The 18588-nt window shown below is 54.0% G+C and carries 16 protein-coding genes; 8 read left to right on the top strand and 8 right to left on the bottom strand.

The window, feature by feature from the left end; translation table 11 throughout:
- Nucleotides 1–36: 36 nt before the first annotated feature.
- Nucleotides 37–762 (bottom strand): pirin family protein, encoded by a 726-nt coding sequence (locus tag WH298_RS17750; RefSeq protein WP_180823456.1) that lies wholly within the window; start codon nucleotides 760–762, stop codon nucleotides 37–39.
- Nucleotides 763–1056: 294 nt separating this feature from the next.
- On the opposite strand from WH298_RS17750, the gene WH298_RS17745 reads away from it, so the two are divergent.
- A complete protein-coding gene (locus WH298_RS17745; protein WP_180823741.1) occupies nucleotides 1057–1266 on the top strand; it encodes a DUF1471 domain-containing protein in 210 nt (69 codons plus the stop codon).
- 92 nt (nucleotides 1267–1358) lie between these two features.
- Here WH298_RS17745 and WH298_RS17740 read toward each other — a convergent pair whose 3' ends face one another.
- Nucleotides 1359–1847: a GNAT family N-acetyltransferase gene (locus tag WH298_RS17740; RefSeq protein ID WP_180823455.1), complete on the bottom strand. Its 489-nt coding sequence runs from the start codon at nucleotides 1845–1847 to the stop codon at nucleotides 1359–1361.
- Nucleotides 1848–1942: 95 nt separating this feature from the next.
- Here WH298_RS17740 and WH298_RS17735 point away from each other — a divergent pair, with 95 nt between their 5' ends.
- Nucleotides 1943–2869: a LysR family transcriptional regulator gene (locus WH298_RS17735; RefSeq protein WP_036621699.1), complete on the top strand. Its 927-nt coding sequence runs from the start codon at nucleotides 1943–1945 to the stop codon at nucleotides 2867–2869.
- Between the two features lie 22 nt (nucleotides 2870–2891).
- Here WH298_RS17735 and WH298_RS17730 read toward each other — a convergent pair whose 3' ends face one another.
- Both WH298_RS17730 and WH298_RS17725 read right to left on the bottom strand, forming a co-directional pair.
- Complete coding sequence (locus WH298_RS17730; RefSeq protein ID WP_049851865.1) at nucleotides 2892–3317, bottom strand: thiol-disulfide oxidoreductase DCC family protein; 426 nt, start codon at nucleotides 3315–3317, stop codon at nucleotides 2892–2894.
- Between the two features lie 48 nt (nucleotides 3318–3365).
- Complete coding sequence (locus WH298_RS17725) at nucleotides 3366–4424, bottom strand: NAD(P)H-dependent flavin oxidoreductase (protein ID WP_339541589.1); 1059 nt, start codon at nucleotides 4422–4424, stop codon at nucleotides 3366–3368.
- Between the two features lie 101 nt (nucleotides 4425–4525).
- On the opposite strand from WH298_RS17725, the gene WH298_RS17720 reads away from it, so the two are divergent.
- From WH298_RS17720 to dcuR, 4 genes are all read left to right on the top strand, one after another.
- Nucleotides 4526–5080, top strand: a complete 555-nt coding sequence (locus WH298_RS17720) for a flavin reductase family protein (protein ID WP_007891160.1) — start codon at nucleotides 4526–4528, stop codon at nucleotides 5078–5080.
- Between the two features lie 63 nt (nucleotides 5081–5143).
- The gene (gene msrA / locus WH298_RS17715; protein ID WP_007891162.1) at nucleotides 5144–5680 is read left to right on the top strand and encodes a peptide-methionine (S)-S-oxide reductase MsrA; all 537 of its coding nucleotides are present in this window, start codon (nucleotides 5144–5146) and stop codon (nucleotides 5678–5680) included.
- 821 nt (nucleotides 5681–6501) lie between these two features.
- The gene (locus tag WH298_RS17710) at nucleotides 6502–8127 is read left to right on the top strand and encodes a sensor histidine kinase (protein WP_180823453.1); all 1626 of its coding nucleotides are present in this window, start codon (nucleotides 6502–6504) and stop codon (nucleotides 8125–8127) included.
- Nucleotides 8124–8843, top strand: a complete 720-nt coding sequence (gene dcuR / locus WH298_RS17705; RefSeq protein WP_007891598.1) for a two-component system response regulator DcuR — start codon at nucleotides 8124–8126, stop codon at nucleotides 8841–8843. The genes WH298_RS17710 and dcuR overlap by 4 nt, the downstream gene beginning before the upstream one ends.
- On the opposite strand, the gene WH298_RS17700 is transcribed toward dcuR, so the two are convergent.
- Together WH298_RS17700 and WH298_RS17695 are read right to left on the bottom strand one after the other, a co-directional pair.
- Nucleotides 8837–9796 carry an FAD:protein FMN transferase gene (locus WH298_RS17700; RefSeq protein ID WP_180823452.1) on the bottom strand — a complete coding sequence of 320 codons (960 nt, stop codon included), beginning with the start codon at nucleotides 9794–9796 and terminating at the stop codon, nucleotides 8837–8839. The genes dcuR and WH298_RS17700 overlap by 7 nt on opposite strands.
- Before the next feature lie 51 nt (nucleotides 9797–9847).
- The gene (locus tag WH298_RS17695; protein WP_180823451.1) at nucleotides 9848–12628 is read right to left on the bottom strand and encodes a flavocytochrome c; all 2781 of its coding nucleotides are present in this window, start codon (nucleotides 12626–12628) and stop codon (nucleotides 9848–9850) included.
- A gap of 605 nt (nucleotides 12629–13233) precedes the next feature.
- Here WH298_RS17695 and WH298_RS17690 point away from each other — a divergent pair.
- A complete protein-coding gene (locus WH298_RS17690) occupies nucleotides 13234–14745 on the top strand; it encodes an anion permease (protein WP_007891586.1) in 1512 nt (503 codons plus the stop codon).
- 164 nt (nucleotides 14746–14909) lie between these two features.
- Nucleotides 14910–16553, top strand: a complete 1644-nt coding sequence (gene fumA, locus WH298_RS17685; protein WP_180823450.1) for a class I fumarate hydratase FumA — start codon at nucleotides 14910–14912, stop codon at nucleotides 16551–16553.
- A 101-nt stretch (nucleotides 16554–16654) separates the two neighbouring features.
- Here fumA and WH298_RS17680 read toward each other — a convergent pair whose 3' ends face one another.
- Nucleotides 16655–16867 (bottom strand): hypothetical protein, encoded by a 213-nt coding sequence (locus WH298_RS17680; protein WP_180823449.1) that lies wholly within the window; start codon nucleotides 16865–16867, stop codon nucleotides 16655–16657.
- 172 nt (nucleotides 16868–17039) lie between these two features.
- Nucleotides 17040–18560 (bottom strand): acetaldehyde dehydrogenase ExaC, encoded by a 1521-nt coding sequence (gene exaC, locus WH298_RS17675; RefSeq protein WP_180823448.1) that lies wholly within the window; start codon nucleotides 18558–18560, stop codon nucleotides 17040–17042.
- Between the last annotated feature and the right edge of the window lie 28 nt (nucleotides 18561–18588).

Genomic DNA, 18588 nt, shown 5'->3' with positions numbered 1-18588 from the left:
TTAATCATTAGACCGGCCAGTTTGGCCGGTCATTATTTAACGCACAGGATGATTAACTTCATTGGGGCGCAGATCGAACAACAATACCTCCGCCTCTTCTCCTCCGCTGAACACCAGCGTCGGTTCATTGCGTACTCGCGCACCATCGCCGGCACGGAACAGAACGCCATTAACCATCAAACTGCCTCGCGCTACATGAATATAGGCATAGCGATCTTCTGCTAGCGTCATCGTCTGCTGTTCATCTCCCGCAAACAGCCCAGCGTGAATGCGCACATCCTGTCTGATTTTCAGTGAGTCTTCTGCCCCATCCGGTGAAATGATGAGTTTGAATTTGCCCCGTTTCTCCTGCTCCGTTATGCGGGTTTGCTGGTAACGCGGCTCGCCGCCTTTTTCCGCAGGCACCACCCAAATTTGCAGGAAATGCACGCCTGCCTGTTTTGAATGGTTGAACTCACTGTGTGTTACGCCGCTTCCGGCGCTCATCAGCTGTACATCGCCCGGCACAATCACTGAACCGGTGCCCATAGAGTCTTTATGCTCCAGCGCGCCATCCAGCACATAAGAGATGATTTCCATATTGCTATGCGGATGGGCACCGAAGCCGCGCCCTTGCGCCACCTGATCATCATTGATGACCAACAGATCAGAGAATCCGGTCTGTTTGGGATCCCAATAGTTAGCGAATGAAAAAGTATGATGCGATCGTAACCAGCCGTGATCGCCCAGTCCGCGCTGGTCAGCTAAACGTTGTTCAATCATTTTTTTCTCCTGGTTGAATGAGGAGAGGCGCTGATGCCCTTCCGATAGGAGAAAATTATCGTAAACCTAATCAATCAACAATGACGAATAAAGGCAAAGTTAGTCTCATATTAGTTGACAATAATGCTGGCTTTTTTTTCGGCGGCGAATGGCAAATAGAAAAATATCTTTCATTCAATTATTTTGATCAATTTAGACAGGAAATAGGGATTTTTACTCAAGCTGGAGAGGTCTACTATGCATTCCATCGAGGCAAAACGCCTCATATCAAATTTAAAATCTGAGGAAATGACCATGAAATCCACCAAAACTTTCGTTGCTATTATCGCCCTTTCACTGCTGTCATCAGCAAGTTTTGCCCAGACTATTACGGCTACGGCCTCAACTCTGGATGGTGCTGAAGCGCAGATCGCTGCAAAAGCAAAACAGGTAGGAATGGGTTACAGCATCACTGAAGCCTATGCCGGTAACCAGGTGCATATGACTGCTCGCCTGACCAAATAATCATGGTCGCAAATGGAGTTGCCAAAATGGGCTGCCGTCAGGCGGCCTTTTTTGTCTTTGTATTGCGCGGTGAACACGTTGAGGCGGAACCCTCAGTGCGGATCGGCTGCAGCAAACTTCTCTAACGCTGCCCCGTCAAGGCGATAACGGATCCACTCGTTGAGGGGAAGCGCATCAATACTCAGGTAGAAATCTCTTGCTGACTGGTCCCAATCTAAAGCACTCCATTCAATGCGGTTACACTGACGCTTCACTGCGTGCTGCGCGACATATTGCAACAGTGCCTTGCCCACACCCAAACCACGGTAAATCGGATAGGAATAGATGTCCTCCATATAAATTCCGCGGCGGCCCAGCCAGGCAGAGTAGCTACTGGTAATCACAGCATAACCGGCAGCAGATCCGTCAATCTCACAGATAAACGCTTCCAACTTACTGTCGGGGCTAAAAAGCGCCTGTCTGATCTCTTCTGCAGTGGTGAGTGACGCCTGCAATCCCTGCTCATAAACCGACAATTCGGCGATCATGCTGTGGATAGCGTCTGCGTCTGCAGAATTAGCCTGTCGAATAGTCATGTTCATTTATTATTTTCTTACTGAATCAGATTGATGCCATCCAGCATAATGGGTATTGTTCGATGAAATAAGTGCAATAAAATCAATGCTAGGTGAATTTCATGCATCATGTCCTGCGTCGGCTCGACTTAAATCTTCTCCCCGTTTTCGACGCAGTCTTTAGGCATAGATCAGTAAGGTTGGCCGCCATCGAGCTTTGCCTCAGTACCTCGGCGCTGAGCCATGCGCTATCTCGACTGCGCGAGTTTTTCAAAGATCCCCTTTTTTATCGGGAAGGACACAAAATGTGTCCTAGCGTCTATGCCTGTCAGCTCGCGCCCTATATCGCCGAAACGCTAACAGGATTAAATAAGCATCTCTGTCCGGTTAAACCCTTTGATCCTCTTACCAGCAATGACTGTTTTAGAATCGCGGTAACCGATTACACCGCATTTTGTGTGTTTCCTGGACTGATGAATGCGCTCACCGAACAAGCACCAAACCTGAGTTTTGAACTGTGCCATCTGCCGCATAACCCGGCCCTGATTGAACTACTGGCCGGTGAAATCGATTTAGCGTTGAGTTTTAGCGAGCCGGGAGAGGTTAACCATCCAGACCTGGACGAAATGGATCTGTTCAGTGATGAATTTATTGTGATTGCCAATGCGCGACGAACCAGCCTTGATCTAGAGTCTTATCTTGCAGCCGGACATTTGGTTGTTACGCCGTGGAATGAAAAGCAGGGGCTGCTGGATTTTCATCTTGCTCAAATAGGTCAGCACCGTCGCATTACCATGAGAACGCCTTCAATGCTGAGTGCGCCATTTATTGTCGCAGAAAGCGAACTTCTCATGGCCATTCCCTCCTTCGTGGCCGGTAAAATCAATAAGGCCGTGGACGTCACCACCTTCAGGCTGCCTTTTCCGGCGCCAAGGTTCACCGTTAAAATCTATTCACACAAACGCAGTGGCAAACGGGAACCCACCGAATGGGTTAAATCCATGATGGCGAAAACGATTATGGAGACAGAGTACCGCTATGAAAATTAATACGGCGCGAGTACGCCCTGCTTCACTGATCTAAAAACCGTCCGTTATAATCTGACTTAATCACGTAATGCGTGTCGTAGCGACCAAATAGTCGATAGCGATTTAAAGCAATGCGGTCGTAACAATAATTGCTGATAACGTCAGGCATAAACCTAAAGAGAGAGAGCGCGCGCCATGGCCACGGCAAAAAGCGCATGATGCGAAAAATAGCCTGCGCGCGCAGCCAGCGATCGTTACCGTGAATGAAAACAATAGTGCGGATATTGTCATCCGGTAAACCGGCAAAACGTAATAGCGCTTTGCCCTGCTCACTCTGTACTGCGGCGAAACGTATAGAGCGCGGAATACCGTGACGAAGCAAAAACACCACCCACGCGTTGCAGAGTTTACATAGGCCGTCATACAGCACCACCTGTTCTCCCGGATGTAAATAAGGGGGTTTTGCCATCACATGCTCCTCAATCCTACAAGCTGTCCCATCATTGCATGACGCACGTTATGCCGCCTGCCACTCCGCCACCAGCGTTGTAATCAATTCAGCTGCCGGCATTTCTCGCGCCAGCGCCGCGCCCTGCCCAGCCCACTGGGCGCCAAAGCCGTGCGCGCCCTTAGCCGCGGCAGCGGCGGCCAGCGCTTTGCCGAGCGCATAGGTCAGCGGATAGGGAGGAATGGTGTCGTGGCTAAACTCGCGCGCCAGGCGGCAAAAATCGTTGGTGATACATCTTGCCGGTCGTCCGGAAATCGCCGACGTCATCACCGTGCTGATGGCCTGTTGGCTTTTAAACGCCTGGCGATACGCCTGATTAGCCGCCGACTCCGGGCATAGAATAAACGCCGTGCCCAGCTGCACGCCTGCGATCCCCAGTTTGAACATCGCCGCAATGCCTGCGCCATTCATAATGCCGCCCGCCGCGATCACCGGCACCCGGGAAACCTGCTGTATCGCCTGCACCAGCGTGAAGGTGCTGAGCTGATGATCGTCACCTGCCGGATCGAATATCCCGCGATGTCCACCCGCCTCAATGCCCTGCGCGACAATAAAGTCGACTCCCGCAGCCTCAATCGCCTGCGCCTCCGCCAGGCTGGTGGCGGTCGCCAGCGTGATAATGCCGCGACGCTTTAAGCGCTGTACAAACGCTATTGAAGGCAGGCCAAAATGGAAACTCACCGCAGCCGGCGCGGTTTCCAGCAACACCTCCAGCATTGCCTGGTTTTCAAGGAAGGTTTGATAAATCTCAGACAGCGCTGTCGGTATCTCCGCATCATAGCGATCAAATAGCGGTTGAAAACGGGCAATCCACGCCTGCTCCAGCTGCGGATCACGCTGCGCGGCGGCATGACAAAAGACGTTAACGTTGATCGGCCCAGCGGTGAGCGCACGCGTTTGTCGGATCATCTTCTCGGCCTGCTCTGGCGTTGAGGCACCAATGCCAATCGATCCCAGCCCCCCGCTATTACTCACCGCCGCCGCCAGCTGCGGCGTGGAGACACCCGCCATCGGTGCCTGAATGATCGGATAGGTAAGATTTAACCTCTGACTAAGGATCGTGTTCACGTTTTGGCTCCCGCTAAGATGACGCTCTACCATGCCGTGATTTGCCCGCCCCGTAAAGGATCTACACTTAGAGGACTTCTACCTACAGCAGGAGAAATCCGATGCATAAAATCGACTTTCCGGTGAGCAAAGCGCGGAAATATCTGGAGCCGGGTCCGGTGGTATTGCTGAGTTCGCAATTTGAGGATCAGCGCGACATCATGACGCTCGGCTGGCACACCATTCTGGAGTTCTCGCCGTCGCTGGTAGGCTGCATGATCGCCGGCGGCAACCACAGCCATGAGTTGATTCGCCAGAGCGGCCAGTGCGTGATCAACGTACCGTCAGCCAATCTGGTCGATAGCGTTGTGGCGATCGGCAACAGCCACGGCGATCGTCTCGATAAGTTCGATGCTTTTACACTGACGCCCGAACCCGCCAGCGTGGTGAATGCACCGTTAATTGACGAATGCTTTGCCAGCTTTGAGTGCCAGCTGTATGACGATTCAATGGTGGATAATTACAACTTCTTTATTTTCGAGATCGTTAAAGCGCATGTCGCCGCAACGCCGGAGTTTCCACCTACGCTGCACTACACGGGCGAAGGGCGCTTTAGCGTGATGAGCAATTTGCTGCTCGACAAGCGCGGTGACTTTAAGCCAGAAATGTTAATTTAACTGCTTGAATTACTATAGGCTTACCCCCACTTTCAAGCTTTCGCCCTGACAGGAGTAAATACAATGGCAACCGAATATGCGGTGATCGCCGGTGGCTGTTTCTGGTGTACCGAAGCAGTGTTTAAAGATGTGATTGGCGTGGAGTCAGTCGAGAGCGGATATACCGGCGGCGCTCGTCCGAATCCGACTTACGAGCAGGTGTGCAGCGGTGCCACTGGGCATGCAGAGGCGATTCGCGTCGGTTTCGATCCGGCACAGGTGAGCTACGGCGATCTGCTGGACATCAGCTTTGCCACTCACGATCCTACCCAGCTGAACCGCCAGGGCAACGATATTGGGACCCAGTATCGTTCGGCGATTTTCCCGGCCAATCCTGAGCAGGAAGCTGAAGCGATTGCCGCCATTGCGCGCGCGCAGGAAGGCCTTAGCGATCCGGTAGTGACCACCATCGAGCCGCTGAAAGAGTGGTATGCGGCGGAAGGTTATCACCAGGATTATTGGGAAGGCGCCGGACAGCGCAACGGCTATTGTATGGCGGTGATTCCACCGAAACTGCAGAAGCTGCGTAAGAGTTTTGCTAATCGCGTCAAATCGAGTTAATTCGCCACCGTCAACGTTGAGGTCGCCATGAATGGCGTAATGCTCGTCAGTTAAGCAGCGCACTGGCTCCGTGGGGGTTCCGCCCGCTAAGTCTATGGCAGTTTCAGAATGTGTGAAGCAGGCGGCCGGGCTAAGGTCCGAAGGCGCGGACCTTAGCAATCCGCGCCTGCGCCGTCCTCGCTGTTCCCTCGCTTATCACTCCGGCCTGACGGACCGCGCGGATTCGCCATCCCTGGCTCATGCCGCGCTTTCGCCGACGTCGTGTCGGCTCATCCTGGCCGTCACTCTGCGCTCGGCGCTGCGGATAGCGCCCAACACCATCGCCTGCCATTACCGCATCTGATTTGAAATTTTGCAGGCTGAAGATTATGGGGCACGTGGTCGCCATAAATGGCGACCCTACAGACGTTCCAGCGATGATAATTCAGGGATAGGCATTGCTGCTGCAGCGCGGGTGTTGAGGCGACATCCCAGCCCGCTGAGCGAGTGAGGGATTCCAGGGCGAGCCGCAGGGATGCGGCGAGAGGCGGCGCTGAGCAGGAGCGAATCGCCGCCGGTCCGTCAGGAATCGCGAGGGAGCGAAGGCACCGCGAAGCGGCGGGGCGGGCTGGCGCAGGGCCCGGGAGTGCAGAGGGCGCGGCCAGGCGTCCTCTGCTCGGTCGCCGCACGGCATAGCTGAAACTGCCTCAGCCGATGGCGAACGAAAGTCGCTCAGCGCTTAACTGATCGGTATTACGCCATGAATGGCAACCTTACCTGGTGCGCGACCTGCACGCATTTATCCGTCATAATAACCGCCCTCTTCTCCGCCGAGAGCGATCATGTCTTCTCCACAGCAAGGAATAACGGCGCGCAAGCAGCCGATGAAGCTCAATACGCTGGTCACCCTGATGCTCAGCGCGGTAATTGTGCTGGTGCTGCTCAGTGTGCACATGTTCTATTTTTTCCAGATTGGCGCGGCCACCCGCGCGCAGCTGGAGGATAAAGCCATGGCCGTGGCGCGCACGCTGGCCGACTCGCCGGAAATACAGCGCGCGCTGACCTATCCGCCGGATGGCACGCGCATCCAGCCAATCGCCAAAGCGGTTGAGGAAACCAATAATTTGCTGTTCATTACCGTGACCAACATGGACGGCATCCGCTATTCACATCGAAACCCCGAACTGATTGGCAAACACTTCATCGGAGACGATCTCGAACCCGCGCTGCGCGGCCATGAAAATGTCTCGGTGAACAAAGGTTCGCTGGCGAAAGCACTGCGCGTCTTCACGCCGGTCTTCAACGCGCAGCACCAACAAATTGGCGTGGTGGCGATAGGCATCTCACTGGATGCGGTCAGCGTGCAGATCAACGAAAGCCGCTGGAGCATTCTGTGGACCATCTTTATTGGTACGCTGGCGGGGGCGATTGGCACCCTGGTGCTGGTACGCGTGCTGAAGCGCATTCTGTTTGGACTCGAACCCTACGAGATCTCCACGCTGTTTGAACAGCGCCAGGCGATTTTAAACTCGCTGAAAGAGGGCGTGGTGGCGATGGACGAGCAGGCCCAGGTTACGCTGGTCAATCAGGCGGCGCGTGCGCTGCTCAATGATTCCATGGGCACGATCACCGGCGATCGCATCTATGATGCGTCGGTGATCAACGATCATCTGCGTGATGTGCTGCAAAGCGGACGGGCGCGGCGCGATCAGGAGCTGAATGTTAATGGCCGTGTGCTGCTGAGCAATACCGTGCCGGTGCGCAACCAGGGCCGGATTATCGGCGCGGTTTGCACCTTCAGGGATAAAACGGAAATCAGTCAGCTAATGCAGCGCCTGACCGGCATGGTAAACTACGTGGATGCGCTGCGTGAACGCTCGCACGAGTTTATGAATAAGCTGCACGTGATTCTTGGCCTGCTGCATATGAAAAACTACACGCAGGTAGAGAGCTATATTCTCAAGACCGCCAATAATTACCAGACGGAGATTGGTTTCCTGCTCGACAAAATAAAATCGCCGGTGATTGCCGGATTTTTGCTGAGTAAAATCAACCGCGCCTCGGATTGCGGCCATCGCCTGACCATTAGCGATGCCAGCTTCCTGCCCGACAGCGGTAATGAAGAGCAGATGGCGGCGCTGATTACGGTGATCGGCAATCTAATTGAAAACGCGCTGGATGCGCTGAGCGAGCAGGTTGAAGGCGAGATTCACGTGATGCTGCACTACCAAAATGGTTGGTTAACCTGTGAAGTGAGTGACGATGGCCCAGGCATTGAAGCCGATCGCCTCGCCACGATTTTTGAAAAAGGCTTCTCCACCAAAGGTGAAAACCGCGGTGTCGGGCTGTTTTTGCTGCAGCAACAAACCGAGCATATCGGTGGCAGCGTAAGCGTAGAGTCAGAACCCGGCGTGTTTACCCAATTTTTAGTCCAACTTCCCTGGGATGGAGGAAACCAATCCGCATGATCAATGTGTTAGTGGTCGATGATGACGCCATGGTCGCCGAGCTTAATCGCGCTTATATCGGCCAGATTCAGGGCTTTCACTGTTGTGGCACCGCCTCAACGCTGAAGCAGGCGAAGGAGATCCTGTTCAATAGCGATACCGCAGTCGATCTGGTGCTGCTGGATATCTATATGCAGCAGGAGAATGGTCTCGATCTGTTACCGGAATTGCGCACGGCGCAAAGCGCGGTGGAAGTGATCATCATTTCGTCAGCGGCGGATGCAGAGAATATCAAAACTTCGCTGCACTACGGCGTGGTGGATTATCTGATCAAACCCTTCCAGTTCCCGCGTTTTGAAGAGGCGCTGACCGGCTGGCGGCAGAAGAAATCGCTGATGGACAATCAGCATTACTATCAGCAATCCGATGTTGATTTGCTGATTCACGGCAGCCCGGCAACGCAACACGATAATAAGCGCCTGCCAAAAGGGTTAACGCCGCAGACGCTACGCACGCTGTGTCAGTGGATTGACGCCCATCCGGGTCATGAGTTCTCGACCGATGAGCTGGCGGCCGAGGTGAATATTTCGCGCGTCTCTTGCCGTAAATACCTGATTTGGCTGGCGCAGATTAATATCCTGTTCACCAGCATTCACTATGGCGCCACCGGTCGCCCGGTATATCGCTATCGCTTGCAGCCGGAATACCATTCGCTGCTGCAGCAATATTGTCAGTAACGGAGCTGCCAGGCGAAATCGCGCTGCTGGAATTGGAAGTGGCGCGGCGAGGAGCAGATAATCTGCCGATCTCGCGTAACAAATACCGCATCGATATCGGGCTGGTCAGCGAGATACGCCAGCCCTTGCTCTACGCCCATGCCGTAGAGCAGCGTGGTGTAGATATCGCCATCAATTGAGCGATCGGAAATCACCGTCACGCTCAGCAATTCATTATCGAGCGGATAGCCGTTTTGCGGATCAAAAATATGGTGCCAGCAGCGGCCATCCCGTTCGAAATAGCGCTCGTAAATGCCCGACGTCACCACCGATTTACCCTGCACTTGCAGCACGCCTAACAGCTCATCATCACGTCCAAAGGGTTTTTTCAGACCGATGCCCCAACCTTGCGGTTCATGCGGCGGCGAGCCCAGCGTTTGCACATTACCGCCCAGATTAATCAGCGCCTGCTGCACGCCCTGCTGATGCAGAAACGCCTGTACGCGATCGGCGATATAGCCTTTGGCGATGGCGCCGAGATCGATCTCCATGCCCGACTGCAGCAGAAATACCGAGCAATCGGCGGAATTAAGCACCACCTGATGCGGATCGGTCAGCTTCAACAGAGCAGCAATCTCGTTTGCCGGCGGCACCGCGCGTCCCTGAAATCCAATCTTCCAGCGCTTCACCACCGGCCCGATAGTGAAATTAAACGCGCTATCCGGTAGCAAGCTCACGGCGTGTGCCACGCTAATCAAAGCGAAAACCGGCTCGCTCACCACCACCGGATTCCGGCCTGCGGCCTGATTGATCGACATCACTTCGGATTCAGCGCGATTAACGGTGAACAGATTTTCTTGCTGCTTGATGAGTTGGAAAACCTGGCGGGCTAGCGTGGGATTGTCGTCGAAGAGTTTGAGCAGTATGGGCGAACCCATAAGTACGGCAGAGTAAGAGAAGACGCCATCGGTCATTGCATGCCTCTAAAGAAAACGATGCCCGCACAAGGCGGGCATCTTTACAGCTTAGTGTCCTAGCGCCAGTTTAGCGGCATTGTGACCGGCTTTGATACCAAAGATGATGATATCGGCCACCGCGTTACCGCCGATGCGGTTAGCACCGTGGATGCCACCGACCACTTCACCTGCCGCCCACGCACCTGGAATCACCGCTTTCTGTGCATCCAGCACCGCGGTATCGGTGTTAATGGTCACGCCGCCCATGGTGTGGTGCACGCCCGGTGCGATACGAATCGCAAAATACGGGCCTTTGTTCAGCGGATGACGCAGCGCCGTTTTACGGCCAAAGTCTTCGTCGTCCTGCTTCGCCACGAACTCGTTGTAACGACCCAGCGTGGTTTGCAGCGCTTCCTGATCCATATTGAGTTTCACCGCCAGCTCGTGTGGCGTTGGTGCGCTAATCACGAAGCCTTTGGCGATGTATTCGTCAGCCGCTTTGTTGTTAGCACGAACCTGCTCATCAAAAATGATCCACGCGCTCTTCTCAGGCAGGGCGATGATCTCGGCAGAAACTTTGTCGCGGGTTTCCATTTCGTTGTAGAAACGCTTGCCCGCCTGGCTGACCAGGATTGCCCCGCCGCCGCGCATCGCTTCGGAAATCAGATACGAGGTGGTTTGCTCAACCGTTGGGTGAATCTGAATCTCGCCCATATCCACCGTATCCGCGCCGATGTGTTGCAACATGGCAATGCCGCTGCCGGTGGCGCCTTTATGGTTGGTGGTTACAAAACCATCCAGCTCAGGGCGATATTTCACCACCATCTCGCGGTTTGCACTGAAGCCACCGGTGGCCACAATCACGCTTTTAGCGTTGATGATACGGCTATCGTTGTACTCATCCACCACTTTGACACCAGTGACTGCGCCATTTTCCACCAGGATTTCGGCCACCGAGGTTTCCAGCAGCACTTCGATATTGCGCTGATTAACATTTTTAACCAGGCCGCTGATTAGGAAGCCACCCACCGCAGAACGATCTTCCGGACGATGCGTACGATCGATGCTCATACCGCCGGTGATAGTGATATCGCACAGCTCGATCTCTTTCGCCGCCAGCCACTCAATCGCTTCAGGTGCTTGCTCAACAAATTCGCGCAGCAGTACCGGATTATTTTTGAATTTGCCGCCTTTCAGCGTCTCTTCGTAGAACAGCTCTTTACTGTCTTCAATGCCTTTCAGCTTCTGATAACGGGTTTCAGCCGCGTTCATACCCACTGAGGCTTTAATGGTGTTGCCGCCGATGGTGGGCATCTTCTCGATGATTACCACACGCGCGCCATCGTCATGCGCCTGAATCGCTGCCGCCAGACCGGCACCGCCGGTGCCCACCACCACCACATCGTAATTAACCGGTGCGTTAGGGTTACCGCCCTCCTCAATCACATACTCTTTGCTTGAGGTGGTCATGGCGCGTGATACCGCTTTTTTCAGCGCTTCACTCTGCGTAGTGGCGCCGGTGATGGCATCCACGTGTGGGCTGTTCGCCACCAGAATGCGTTCACGCAGGCTCTCGAAGGTGCTGGTGAAGTCGACATCGAGGCTCGGATCCGGCACCAGTGAAATGTCGGTAATACGGTCGGTATCCAGCGTCACGTTGATTTTCAGCTTCAGCGCTTCGGCTTCGACTTTGGCCTGATAAACGCCGGCCTTGTACTTACGCCCGGTATCGCTGACGTCGCGAATCATCGCATCCACCAGCGAGAAGCGCCACAGCGGTTCCGGGATGGTCAGCTCTTCGCGCTTGGTGCTGTCAATGTACAACTCCATATGCTGATTTTTGATCGCGCGATCGGCCCAGTCCGGATAGGCGATACAGGCTTTACCGACCGCAACCAGATCGAAACCGTGCTCCAGCGCATTCTCGGCATCTTCTTTATTCACAATGCCGCCGACGCCAATCACCGGCACTTTCGCCAGGTTTGGTGAGCGCTGGGCAAGGTATTTGGTGATCAGCGGCGTTGGATCCTGGGTATCGACTATCGACGGACGCAGCAGTTGGCCGACGGAGAAGTGCACGTAATCGAGGCCGCGTTCGGCCAGTTTTTCCAGCAGGTACAGCGTGTCATCCCAGCGGATACCTGGGACTTCCAGCTCTTCCGGTGAGAAGCGATAACCAATGACGAAATCCGCCGCGGCAAAACGGTCGGCCATTTTGTGGGTGATCTCCAGCACTTCCAGTGGGAAACGGGCACGATTATCGCGGCTGCCGCCCCACTTATCATCACGCTGGTTCGAGTTTGGCGAGTAGAACTGTTGGATGAGATAGGTATTTGCACCGTGAATTTCCACGCCATCAAAGCCGGCTTTGATGGCACGGTTCACCGCATCACCAAACTTGGTGATCATCACGTCGACTTCTTCTGCCGTCAGCGCTTGTGGCGTGGTGGCGCCTTCACGCGGTGCGGCGATGGCGCTAGGCGCGACCGGCGTTTTACCGCCGATCAGCGCAGGTTCCACCATACGGCCGCCGTGATAAATCTGCAGGATCGCTTTGGAGCCTTGAGACTTGATGGCGTGCGCGATTTTCGCCAGGCCGGGAATTTTGTTATCGCTATCGATGCCGAGTGCGCCAGGGAACGCCGGGCCGCGGTTATCAACAAAGCAGCATTCAACAATTACGGTGCCGATGCTGCCGGCACGCACGCGATAATATTCGACAAGGTCACTGGTAACACCGCCGTCAAAGTAACCTGTACAGGTGGTCATCGGCGCCATAACCAAACGGTTTTTGAGCACCGCACCTTTCGGTAGCGTAAGCGGATTAAGAATCGGGGTGAGCGTATTCATGATGAGCAACTCCAGAATTAAGAAATTTTGTATTCAATTCTTTGGCGGTTCGGAGGAATTTATATTTATTTGAGTGGTCCGACTTCATGCCATAAATATACCATTTTATTTACTTACATAACCTTATTCGTTAGTTATATAAGTTTTACGCATGAAAATAATATTTGATGCTCATTGCTGAAAGCTGCGTTCCGCTAAGTTTTAACCAAGACTTGACAAAAATCAACTTTTTCCTTACATTTAAAACAAAACCAGCCTTATCATAAAGATAAATCACCATCCCTCTCTGTTTTTTGCTTGATTTGTGGCGTTTCGTTTGCCTCACACAGTTAATTTTCACCTAATGGTTCGTTTATTAACAGGCGCACGCTTAATGCAAAAAAAACACGAATAAATTTTATTGATCTAGATCAAAATAGATATTTTAATTAATCGCATCATACTCACATTCAATAGATAATTCGCGTATCGAATTTTGCAAATAGCGATTTATTAAAACTCAGTTTTAAATGTCACGACTAATCTGCTACAAGGGTTTTGTAACTAAATAAACCCACTTAGTTCGGGGCGTATAACCGCATCTCCATAACTTGCAGACCAAAACTATGAACACACAAACCACCCAGAGTGAATCACTACCCGCGCCGCCTGCGGCACCGGGGAAAAAGAACCGCCTGATTATGTTGTGCCTGCCAATTGTTGTCGCTGTGCTGTTGCTGCTGGTGCCGACGCCGGCAGGACTCGAGCCTTACGCATGGCACTTCTTTGCCATTTTTGTCGGGGTCATTGTTGGATTGATTTTTGAGCCGTTACCCGGCGCGGTCATCGGCTTGACCGGCGTGGTGATCATTGCGCTGTTCAGCCAATGGGTGCTGTTTAGCCCAGCGGAACTGGCCGATCCCAAGTTCAAAACCGCCGCGCAGTCATTCAAATGGGCAGTGAGCGGCTTCGGCAACTCTACGGTCTGGCTGATCTTCGGTGCCTTTATGTTCGCTGCGGGCTACGATAAAACCCAGTTTGGTCGCCGCCTGGCGCTGATTCTGGTGAAATATCTTGGTCGTCGTAGCCTGACGCTCGGTTATGCGATTACCTTCGCTGACCTGCTGCTGGCGCCGTTTACGCCGTCGAACACCGCACGCAGTGGCGGTACCATCTACCCGATTATCGCCAACCTGCCGCCGCTCTACGGTTCAAAACCTAACGATCCGAGCGCACGCAAGATTGGTTCTTACCTGATGTGGGTAGCGATCACCGCCGCGTGTATCACCAGTTCAATGTTCCTTTCGGCTCTGGCACCTAACCTGCTGGCGCTGGCGCTGGTCAAAAGCGTGGTCGGCTTCGATATCTCATGGGGCATGTGGTTCCTCGCCTTCCTGCCACTGGGTGTGCTGCTGATTCTCACCATGCCGCTGCTGGCCTACTGGCTCTATCCGCCAGAAGTGAAAGTGAATGATGAAGTGCCGCGCTGGGCGACTGCTGAGCTGGCGAAACTGGGCAAACTGAAACGCAACGAAATCCTGCTGCTGGGCTTCGTGGTGGCTGCGCTGATGATGTGGATCTTCGCCACAGCGTGGATTGAACCGGCGATGGCCGCACTGTTGGTTATCGTGCTGATGCTGTGGACCGGTGTACTGAATTGGAATGACATCACCAGCAACAAAGCAGCCTGGAACACTTTTGCCTGGTTCGCCACGCTGGTCGCCCTCGCCGATGGCTTAGCACGCGTTGGCTTCATCGCCTGGCTGGGTAAAGAAGGTGCGATGCTGCTACAAGGCTATGACCCGCAAGTTTCTGCCGTGGTCCTGTTAGTCGCCTTCTATCTGCTGCACTACCTGTTCGCCAGTACCACGGCGCACACCACGGCGCTGCTGCCAGCGATGTTGACCATTGCCGCCTCCATCCCGGGCATCAACATGCCGGTATTCTGTTTGATGATGTGTGTTTCTCTCGGCGTGATGGGCATTATCACCCCGTACGGCACCGGCCCAAGCCCGATTTACTACGGCAGCGGCTATTTGCCAACCAAAGATTATTGGCGTCTCGGTACCATCTTCGGTGCGTTGTTCCTGGTTCTGCTGATGGTTGTCGCCTATCCATGGATGGTGATGATGTTCTGATGATGTTGCTTCGATGTTAAAACGGAGCCGCGTATTACCGTGAAAATGTTATGATGCTCGCCAGTCAGCCCCTGCGGAGGGCTGGCGAGAGAAAAATCAAATAACAGATTGCCTAATTTGTCGCCCGTCATGCTGGCGGGCAACACGAAGCTAAGTGAGCCAACATGTCGAACAAACCCTTCTATTACCAGAATCCGTTTCCTCTCGCCAAAGATGATACTGAATACTATCTGCTGAGCCGTGATTACGTCTCGGTAGCCAACTTCGATGGCGAAGAAGTCCTGAAAGTCGATCCTAAAGCGCTGACGCTGCTGGCGAAGCAGGCATTCCATGATGCGTCCTTTATGCTGCGCGCTTCGCACCAGGCGCAGGTCGCCGCGATTCTTGCCGATGATGAAGCCAGCAAGAACGATAAATATGTCGCGCTGCAGTTCCTGCGTAACTCGGAAATTGCCGCGAAAGGCGTGCTGCCAACCTGTCAGGACACCGGCACCGCCATCATCATGGGTAAAAAAGGCCAGCGCGTCTGGACCGGCGGCGGCGATGAAGCCGCGCTGTCACAGGGCGTCTACAACACCTTTATTGAAGATAACCTGCGCTACTCACAGAACGCCGCGCTGGATATGTATAAAGAGGTGAATACCGGTACCAACCTGCCGGCGCAGATCGATCTCTACAGCGTGGATGGCGACGAGTACAAATTCCTGTGCATTGCTAAAGGTGGCGGTTCCGCTAACAAAACCTATCTGTATCAGGAAACCAAAGCGCTGATTACGCCAGCTAAGCTGAAGAACTACCTGGTCGATAAGATGATGTCGCTGGGCACCGCGGCCTGCCCGCCGTACCACATCGCCTTTGTCATCGGCGGCACCTCCGCAGAAAGCACACTGAAAACCGTTAAGCTGGCTTCAACCCACTACTACGATTCACTGCCGACTGAAGGCAACGAACATGGTCAGGCCTTCCGCGATGTGCAGCTGGAAGAAGAGTTGCTGAAAGCGTCGCAGGAGCTGGGCTTGGGCGCGCAGTTTGGCGGTAAATACTTCGCGCACGATATCCGCGTAGTGCGTCTGCCACGTCACGGCGCATCCTGCCCGGTGGGCATGGGCGTGTCTTGCTCCGCTGACCGTAACATCAAAGCCAAAATCAACCGCGAAGGCATCTGGATTGAGAAGATGGAAGATAATCCGGGCCGCTACATTCCGGAAGAGCTGCGTCAGCAGGGCGAAGGTGAAGTGGTACATGTCGATCTGAACCAGCCAATGAGCGAGATTCTGGCGCTGCTGTCGGCGTATCCGGTCTCCACGCGCCTGTCATTGAATGGCACCATCATCGTGGCGCGCGACATTGCACATGCCAAGCTGAAAGAGCGTATTGATGACGGCGAAGGTTTGCCGCAATACATCAAAGATCATCCGGTGTATTACGCGGGTCCGGCCAAGACGCCAGAAGGTTATGCTTCTGGCTCACTCGGCCCAACGACTGCAGGTCGTATGGACTCCTACGTTGATCTGCTGCAGGCCAACGGCGGCAGCATGGTGATGCTGGCGAAGGGCAACCGCAGCAAGCAGGTTACCGATGCGTGTCAAAAACACGGCGGCTTCTACCTGGGAAGCATCGGCGGCCCGGCAGCGGTACTGGCACAGCAGAGCATTAAGAGTCTGGAATGCGTGGAGTATGCCGAGCTTGGCATGGAAGCGATTTGGAAAATCGAAGTGGAAAACTTCCCGGCGTTCATTCTGGTGGATGACAAAGGAAACGACTTCTTCCAGCAGATTCACAACAACTGCGCGGCCTGCGTGAAGTAATATACGCATCGCAGCACAAAAAAGCCGTTATCGTGTGATAGCGGCTTTTTTATTGCGATATTTCTGACAAATTGATCATCGAATGAGGCAAAGCAAAAAAGTTAAAAACGGAATTGACTCTCCAGCTGACGCAACGTCTCTATGCGCTGCGCCGTGGCGATTTCGCGCGCTTTCACTTCCAGCAGCAGGTCAGCATCATTCTGACCAATTACATACACCGCCTGACGCCCAGGCAGATTTACCGTAATAATATTTTGTTCGACACCGTCCAGCATCTCATCGTGCTGTTCCAGGTAGTTGTACAACGAGTTCATGGGATCTCCTTAAAATAGGTGGGCCATTCTGGCAAATCACGCCCTTTAAAGAACACAAGACCTGGCTTAAAGATGTTACGTAATCGGAAATTTCTTGCGACAGGACTATCCTGCAGAGGCAAGATGACGGAGAGATGAACGGGCAGCAGATGACTCTACTGCCCTTGGTGGATCAGAAGAAACCGAGCGGTTGGGTGCTGTAGCTCACCAGCAGGTTTTTGGTTTGCTGATAATGGTCGAGCATCATTTTATGGGTTTCGCGGCCGATACCCGATTTTTTATAGCCGCCAAACGCCGCATGTGCCGGATAGAGGTGATAACAGTTGGTCCACACGCGACCGGCTTTGATTGCACGGCCCATGCGATAGGCACGGTTGATATCACGCGTCCACACGCCCGCGCCGAGACCATAAATCGAGTCATTGGCGATGGCGAGCGCTTCGGCTTCATCTTTGAAGGTCAGCACGCCAACCACCGGCCCAAAGATCTCCTCCTGGAACACGCGCATGCTGTTGTCACCTTTCAGCAACGTCGGCTGGATATAGTAGCCGCTGGCAAACTCCTCACCGATCTTCTCCACGCCGCCGCCGTGCAGCACCTGCGCGCCCTCTTGCTGCGCGATTTCCAGATAAGAGAGGATTTTATCGAACTGCTGCTGCGAGGCCTGCGCACCAATCATGGTATCGGTATCCAGCGGATCGCCACGTTTGATGGTTTTGATACGCTTCATCACCGCTGCCATAAACGGCTCGAAGATCGACTCCTGCACCAGCGCGCGTGACGGACAGGTACAGACTTCACCCTGATTGAGGAAGCCGAGCACCACGCCTTCTGCGGCTTTCTCAATGAAACTCTCCTCCGCGTCCATGATGTCTTCGAAGAAAATGTTCGGCGATTTTCCGCCTAACTCGACGGTGGACGGGATGAGACTTTTCGCGGCCAGCTCGAGAATATGCCCCCCAGTGGCAGTTGATCCGGTAAAGGCGATTTTGGCGATACCCGGATGCGACGCCAGCGCTTCGCCGGCCTCTTTACCGTAGCCGTGCACCACGTTAATCACGCCCGGCGGCAGCAGATCTTTAATCACCTCCATAAACAGCGTAATTGACAGCGGCGTTTGCTCAGCCGGTTTCAACACCACGCAGTTGCCTGCGCCCAGTGCCGGCGCCAGTTTCCATGCCGCCATCAGCAGCGGGAAATTCCATGGAATGATTTGCCCTACCACGCCCAGCGGTTCGTGGAAGTGGTAGGCGGCGGTGAGCTCATCGATTTCAGCCGCTGTCCCTTCCTGCGCACGCACGCAGCCAGCGAAATAGCGAAAGTGATCGACCGCCAGCGGCAGATCGGCGGCCAGCGTTTCGCGCACCGGCTTGCCGTTATCCCAGGTCTCATTGACTGCGATGTATTCCAGATTCTCTTCCAGCCGGTCAGCAATTTTTAGCAGCACTAACGATCGTGCCTGCGGCGAGGTTTTGCCCCACGCATCGGCGGCGGCCTGCGCGGCGGCAACGGCGTTATCGATATCAGCGCGATCCGAGCGCGGAAATTCGCCAATGGTGGAAGCATTAATTGGGGAGGTGTTGAGGAAGTAATTTCCATTCACCGGCGCAACAAATTCGCCGTTGATAAAGTTGCCATAACGCGATTGCAGAGTAATGAGAGAACCTTGTTCTCCCGGAGCAGCGTAACGCATGGTGTTTCTCCTTGCGGGACAGAGTGGC

Origin of the sequence: Pantoea nemavictus (assembly GCF_037479095.1) — a bacterium.
Classification (GTDB): Bacteria; Pseudomonadota; Gammaproteobacteria; order Enterobacterales; family Enterobacteriaceae; genus Pantoea; species Pantoea nemavictus.
Note: the sequence above shows the minus strand (reverse complement) of the source record. Positions and strands in the feature narration are given on the sequence as shown.

Coding starts and splice junctions, on each gene's coding strand:
- WH298_RS17750 (WP_180823456.1), bottom strand. CDS start 762: ATGATTGAACAACGTTTAGCTGACCAGCGCGGACTGGGCGATCACGGC.
- WH298_RS17745 (WP_180823741.1), top strand. CDS start 1,057: ATGAAATCCACCAAAACTTTCGTTGCTATTATCGCCCTTTCACTGCTG.
- WH298_RS17740 (WP_180823455.1), bottom strand. CDS start 1,847: ATGAACATGACTATTCGACAGGCTAATTCTGCAGACGCAGACGCTATC.
- WH298_RS17735 (WP_036621699.1), top strand. CDS start 1,943: ATGCATCATGTCCTGCGTCGGCTCGACTTAAATCTTCTCCCCGTTTTC.
- WH298_RS17730 (WP_049851865.1), bottom strand. CDS start 3,317: ATGGCAAAACCCCCTTATTTACATCCGGGAGAACAGGTGGTGCTGTAT.
- WH298_RS17720 (WP_007891160.1), top strand. CDS start 4,526: ATGCATAAAATCGACTTTCCGGTGAGCAAAGCGCGGAAATATCTGGAG.
- msrA (WP_007891162.1), top strand. CDS start 5,144: ATGGCAACCGAATATGCGGTGATCGCCGGTGGCTGTTTCTGGTGTACC.
- WH298_RS17710 (WP_180823453.1), top strand. CDS start 6,502: ATGTCTTCTCCACAGCAAGGAATAACGGCGCGCAAGCAGCCGATGAAG.
- dcuR (WP_007891598.1), top strand. CDS start 8,124: ATGATCAATGTGTTAGTGGTCGATGATGACGCCATGGTCGCCGAGCTT.
- WH298_RS17700 (WP_180823452.1), bottom strand. CDS start 9,796: ATGACCGATGGCGTCTTCTCTTACTCTGCCGTACTTATGGGTTCGCCC.
- WH298_RS17695 (WP_180823451.1), bottom strand. CDS start 12,628: ATGAATACGCTCACCCCGATTCTTAATCCGCTTACGCTACCGAAAGGT.
- WH298_RS17690 (WP_007891586.1), top strand. CDS start 13,234: ATGAACACACAAACCACCCAGAGTGAATCACTACCCGCGCCGCCTGCG.
- fumA (WP_180823450.1), top strand. CDS start 14,910: ATGTCGAACAAACCCTTCTATTACCAGAATCCGTTTCCTCTCGCCAAA.
- WH298_RS17680 (WP_180823449.1), bottom strand. CDS start 16,867: ATGAACTCGTTGTACAACTACCTGGAACAGCACGATGAGATGCTGGAC.
- exaC (WP_180823448.1), bottom strand. CDS start 18,560: ATGCGTTACGCTGCTCCGGGAGAACAAGGTTCTCTCATTACTCTGCAA.